We start from the raw sequence: 5389 nt of genomic DNA on the forward strand, positions 1-5389 counted from the left end.
CTTCATTCTGGATAGAAAAAATCCTCCTCTCAAGAATTAAATCTACAAATCATATCACAAAACTCTAGACGAAAGGCTAATATCTTCTTTTCTTTTTTAGCGTACGCGCTGATATTTGCTCGCGCACCGTTTTAAAAATCCACTTTCAACCAAGGTGCGTCTTAATCTTGCAAAATCTACAGTAAAGAGGTTGCATATCTTTGATACTTCAGTTTCGCTATATATTTTCTCCATTTGAAATGCTTCTGCAATTTTTGTAAGCATATCTTCTGTTTCTAAGTGGCGGTCGCTTAAATTTTCCATATCTCGTTCGTTTTTATCTTCTAGCGCTTTCCATAGTGTATCTTCCGCTTGCAGTCCTTCTTTTGTGTTTTGAATAAGACCAAGATTCAAAAGGCGATTGATGGATTTATGAATGGTTTTGGCATCTGAATCGACATGTTTGAGGATGTCAGAAAAATTTTTAGCGCCAAGTATAATTGCAGCATAGACAGTACGCAGTGTAGCTGAGGTCATTGCAGAAATGAGCGAATTGCATATGCTGCGTTTGTGAAGTGCTTCTTTTCCCATGGGCAAAATATCATTTCGAATAGGCAATTCATTGATTTCTCTTAATTCTGATTGTAACGATTGCAAACGTACAACCTGTTCAGTTTTGGTGCGTTTACGGATGATACCGAGACCACTTTGGCGATATTTGTGGTTTTCGGGTAGTGTTAAAGCCTCATAGGATCCATCAAGTCGATAAAGGATTTCTTCCCAGATGGGAGTTCTAATACGTCGAACCCGTTGTTCGCCATTGATGGCAACAGCTGTTGTCATTGTTGGTTCGTGAAGACAAAGATAACCACCGAGGGCAATATGTTCCCATAGTGTTATAATAAATCGTACATCATCTGCTGGAGTTCCAGCATCAATCCAAGCAAAATCTATGGGGGCCCAAGATTTGAGCATGTTTTCATTGAGGGAGAAAAAGTTCTCATTGATAAATGTTACCGTTTCTTTTTCAATACCGCCTTGAAGCAGTTTTTGCCATGCTTCTTCGGCTGATTGACCTTCTGCTGAAAAATCATCAATTGTGATTAATCGTGGTTGATAATTCTCAGGAATTCCTGAGGGGTCGAGTAAAGCTGTGCGCTCTTTCCAAAGGGAGGATTCTAGAAGCCTTGTATCCTGTTGCCACGCTTGTTTTGCTTTTTGAAGTGCTTTTGCGATAAAGCGTGTGCTATCGCCCGCACCGATTTCAATGACTGTGCGCGGTCTTACTATTTGAATGAGAGAATAAATGAGTTGTGTGCTATTTTCTGTTCCCATGCCAGGTCTTATCAGCTGCATTTTTTGATCCTTATAATTTTACCAATCGCAGCATTCCTGCTTTTACAAAAAATGCTATTGAATCGTCTATGGGATATTGGATATGTATCGGTGTTGCGGCGGTTTTTAAGAGATACTTTGTTTTTTCATGAAGCCGGATTGTGCGGCCATTCAGCTGGTTAATTGCAACGGTACCAAGAGGAGAATCTATAATACGGCATGGTGGTTCTCGTAAAAGAGCCGTTGCGTTATCTGGTGAAAATGCTTTTTGATCTGTTTCGATGAGACCGTGTCGCAACAGGGATATCAAAAGACTGCCCGCGGCAAGAAGAGAACCATTGAATTGTATTTTTTCAAAAGATTGAACAAGACAGCCTTCATGAAGCACTTCAGATGTTGGGAAATCAAATCCACCAAATGCCGCCCCTTTCGTAGAAACAGCCGTTACAGGTTGTATTTGGCGTTTCCCAATGAGTGCGGGCTTATTCCTTATTATCTGCACGTCCTTAGCCCATTGGATGTGCGCCAAGGGATTGAGTTCACGTGGGTAGACAGCGAAAGAATTGATGGCTGTGGGTGGTATGGATTTTTGTAATTCGAGCGTGTGGGCGCTCTCATTCAAATTATGTTGCATGTAGTCTGCGAGTTGCCACACATAACCACCCGTTCCATTGTAGAAATTTAAGCCTATGGGATCTTGTTGCATGATGTTAAATCGGTTTATGTACTGTTTTAAAATCTTAAGTTGCTGGAACAGCTGTTAGCGCATACCTGCCAAAGAGTGGTTCATCGAAGACATATCGGTTGGTATGAGGTTGCACGATATCAAAAACAACGATTTTATTAAGCGGTGGTTGGAGATTAAGCTTTTTAGCATTGTTTGCTTGAGGGAAAAAACGGCTGAATCCTCTAACCATCATTAAATTCCTTTTTTTGCATGGCGTTATTCAACACAAAGCCTAATATGCCTGCGATCATTGTAGTGATGCCGATGACAAGGAGTGTGTTTTGGGTATGGTGCACATGAACAAAACCTGCGCCTACAAAACCAATGCATACGGATGTTTGTATGATAAAGATATAGGCGGGCATCTGGTTGTTTCGGTGTTCTTTCTGAATGGCTTTCATCATAAAACTTGCCATCAGGGCGTTTTGCACACCATTGGCTGCTCCAAGGATAAAAAATGAAAGCATCATCAACCATACGATATGTGTTAAGGAAAAGCAGAAAATTCCAAAGCCAATGGCTGTTGCAGCAAGTGACGCTCCAGCGGCATTGCCAAAGTGATGGAAAATGCTGGAGAAGCAGAGAGGTCCGACCACTAAGCCGAGACTTATCATACTTGTGATTACCCCATAGATTTCAGCGCTTAAGTTCAGATCGGTGCGGATGCGGACAATCGACAATACGTTGAGAGCAGAGGTGAGTATGATGGTGATGATGAGGGGGGCAAGAGCATAGACAACATTTTTTTTACGCAATAGGCCCGCTAAATCTAGCCCTTTTTTGGTTTGTTGCGATGTATCTGTCTCTTGTGCATGAATTTTTAAACTTTTAAAACAGAATATGGTAATAAAGGTTGCACAAAGAACCATGATTGAAAGTGCAAACAATCCTCTTTGTCCGCTTGATATGCCATACAACACACCCCCTAGGAGTGGTCCGGCAATATAACCAAGATTCCGCACTGTTTGGATAATGCGGTTTATTCGGTCTAGTTGCTGATCAGTCTTTGCAAATTCAGGTACAGCAACGAGGATTGTAGACCAAAAGAGTGATCCAGCACAGCCCAGCGCAAAAGAAATGGCAATATAAATCCAGAATTGGTTGGCGATTGCGGCTGTGGCTATAAATATTGCTTCAAATAATAAAACAACAGGAACTGTTCGAGACGTGCTTAGCCGATGCAAGAGTCGTGGTGCAATTGGTCCGGCACAAATTGCACCCATAAGCCCAGCAAAAAGCAGCATTGAAATAGAAGTTGTACTCTTTGCTAAGTGTAGAGCAAATGTAACTTGAGCTGTTTCATCCGCAAAGCTGCTAAGAGACAAAACGAAAAAAAGTCCCATTTGAGCGAAAATAATGGATTTTTTCTTTATCACAACGCCCCCCAAGACGCTAAAGCTTTTACAGTTTTTAAAATTTCTTTCTGTGCTGCGTTACGTAGTTTATCATTTAATTTCGATATGTCTACTTTCTCTTCCGATGAAAGTTGAGAGAGGAAGTTCTCTAAATGATCGCTGTATTCAAAACTGGCGCAATGCCCGTTTGCTGAGATGAGTAGTTCTTTTGTTTCAAGCAAGGGAACCCATTGGAGGGTACTGGGGAGGCGAAGAGTGATTTCACTCTCAATTTCAGATACGTTAATAGGAGGGCGGCCAACGCATAAACGTGAGCTCGTATCGCAAATTAATTGAGAAACAAGCATATGGCGTTTTAAGGTGCTATTTGCAATTGCAGTGCTTAATGCAGAGTGTTGAAAAGCATTATCAGGGTTTAAACTTGCTCTTCCTGATGTGCGTATATCATGTCGTGTTCGCTCATCAAGATGGAGCAAATGCGTGATATAATTTTTATGATGTTGCGCATCGCTTGCTGTTTCCCAAAAAGCAATATTAACATTTGCAGCAATATTTTTCCCAGTCTCAGCAACGTGGAAGGCATCATGGGGAAAATAGGCAACACGATCTGTACGATTTTGCAGTGCGATTGCGGTTGATTTATACTCTTCATATTCGGGATATTTTAGTCCTTGGAGATCTTTTCGTGTGCTGGGCCATGCAAACATTGTTTTGCCATCTTGGAGAGTAAAACCAAAATTATGAGCATGATCCACATGGATCCCAACATGGGTAGAAGAATATCGGCCGATGAAACAGTCAATATCCACGCGTCCGCCGGGTCTAAAACCTAAAGAATGTGCTAATTGATCAGCAAATTGTTTTGCTACGTCCCACAGAGCAGGGGTTGCAGTGTATAACCCATAATACATAACCGCCCATTCTTGCCCTTTGGCATATTGATCAACGCGGGCTGTATATTCTTCTATAGTTCCGTCCGTGTCTGAAACAAGAAAGTTTTGAAGAGGGTGTGGGCTTCGTACTCCATTAATAACTGTCACTGCTTCGGATTTAGAATTAAGTGCTAAAAGTTTACTCGGATTTTGAGCGTATTGTCTTAAAGCATCCAAAACATCCCCTTCATGGAAAGGGATGTTTGAAATTGATAATTCAGCTGCTTGCTTAGCCCAAATTTTTTGAGAAAAGTCTTCAGAAAACAATTCAAACATGCCAATTAAACACGCTTAATTTTTTTTTAAACTGAATACATTGGATTAGCAGATTTTCATCAATAATACATTATTGTACTTCATGTGAATTATCCATATCGTGGTCGTTTTCACAAACTTGGATAATTTCGCGCTGAGCATATTTAGTACCAGCCAAGATTGGCGCGATGTCGCCATTAGCTAATTCAACAACATCCGCTACTTCATTAAGTGAAATATTCATATATTTCCCCCCTCTTACTAGTTGATAAACATAAACGACAACCACGATAAAAGATTACCGCACTTCTCCGTCTAGCATGTATTTAATTTTTCCGCAAGTGCCATTTTGATTAAAAAGGGCATTTTATCTTTTAAGAGTTCATCATAAATTTTCTTACAAGGAGGAATTGTAACTCATTCTTTATGTATAGAGAAGAAGTTTTCAAAATACGGGGTTTTGATCGTGAATGTTTTGTCAAAATATTGCACTCTTCTTCATCTGTATGTTCTGTTAAAAAAAATGAAGGTGGTAAGAAGCTTTGGTGCTGTTCTATGGAATGTCAGTGAATGAGATGTCTATTGTGTGTTCAATTATATTGTAAGGGTATACATGGGAATGTTCATTGATTGAATAATGCAAGGAGCATTTAAGTACCTCCTTCAACATAAGAATTAGCTAACAGCATAGCACATGATAGAGATTATCTTAAAAAACGGAGGACTCAAAAAATAAAGTGGTTAAGAGCAGTTTACAAAAAAAGCTGTAGGGATAGTACAGCTTTTTATAGGTTTTATGCTTTATG

General features: G+C 40.1%; 6 protein-coding genes. All 6 read right to left on the reverse strand.

What is annotated here, in order from left to right:
• Positions 1 to 96 precede the first annotated feature (96 nt).
• The 6 genes from GQO39_RS07970 to GQO39_RS08905 all read right to left on the reverse strand — a co-directional run bounded on the left by GQO39_RS07970 (position 97) and on the right by GQO39_RS08905 (position 4827).
• Positions 97 to 1335, reverse strand: a complete 1239-nt coding sequence (locus GQO39_RS07970) for a DUF2087 domain-containing protein (protein ID WP_156851695.1) — start codon at positions 1333 to 1335, stop codon at positions 97 to 99.
• A gap of 10 nt (positions 1336 to 1345) precedes the next feature.
• Positions 1346 to 2020, reverse strand: a complete 675-nt coding sequence (locus GQO39_RS07975) for a hypothetical protein (RefSeq protein ID WP_156851696.1) — start codon at positions 2018 to 2020, stop codon at positions 1346 to 1348.
• 34 nt (positions 2021 to 2054) lie between these two features.
• Positions 2055 to 2234 (reverse strand): hypothetical protein, encoded by a 180-nt coding sequence (locus GQO39_RS07980; protein ID WP_040298938.1) that lies wholly within the window; start codon positions 2232 to 2234, stop codon positions 2055 to 2057.
• The gene (locus GQO39_RS07985; RefSeq protein ID WP_156851697.1) at positions 2224 to 3417 is read right to left on the reverse strand and encodes an MFS transporter; all 1194 of its coding nucleotides are present in this window, start codon (positions 3415 to 3417) and stop codon (positions 2224 to 2226) included. The genes GQO39_RS07980 and GQO39_RS07985 overlap by 11 nt, the downstream gene beginning before the upstream one ends.
• Positions 3414 to 4604 carry a hypothetical protein gene (locus GQO39_RS07990; protein WP_156851698.1) on the reverse strand — a complete coding sequence of 397 codons (1191 nt, stop codon included), beginning with the start codon at positions 4602 to 4604 and terminating at the stop codon, positions 3414 to 3416. Before GQO39_RS07990 ends, GQO39_RS07985 begins: the two co-directional genes overlap by 4 nt.
• 70 nt (positions 4605 to 4674) lie before the next feature.
• Positions 4675 to 4827 (reverse strand): hypothetical protein, encoded by a 153-nt coding sequence (locus tag GQO39_RS08905; RefSeq protein WP_198039443.1) that lies wholly within the window; start codon positions 4825 to 4827, stop codon positions 4675 to 4677.
• Between the last annotated feature and the right edge of the window lie 562 nt (positions 4828 to 5389).

It is taken from the genome of Bartonella refiksaydamii (genome assembly GCF_902652675.1).
In the GTDB taxonomy this organism is placed as follows: Bacteria; Pseudomonadota; Alphaproteobacteria; order Rhizobiales; family Rhizobiaceae; genus Bartonella; species Bartonella refiksaydamii.

Excerpts from the sequence above, each read along its gene's own strand:
- GQO39_RS07970 (WP_156851695.1), bottom strand. The coding sequence starts at position 1,335 with ATGCAGCTGATAAGACCTGGCATGGGAACAGAAAATAGCACACAACTC.
- GQO39_RS07975 (WP_156851696.1), bottom strand. The coding sequence starts at position 2,020 with ATGCAACAAGATCCCATAGGCTTAAATTTCTACAATGGAACGGGTGGT.
- GQO39_RS07980 (WP_040298938.1), bottom strand. The coding sequence starts at position 2,234 with ATGATGGTTAGAGGATTCAGCCGTTTTTTCCCTCAAGCAAACAATGCT.
- GQO39_RS07990 (WP_156851698.1), bottom strand. The coding sequence starts at position 4,604 with ATGTTTGAATTGTTTTCTGAAGACTTTTCTCAAAAAATTTGGGCTAAG.
- GQO39_RS08905 (WP_198039443.1), bottom strand. The coding sequence starts at position 4,827 with ATGAATATTTCACTTAATGAAGTAGCGGATGTTGTTGAATTAGCTAAT.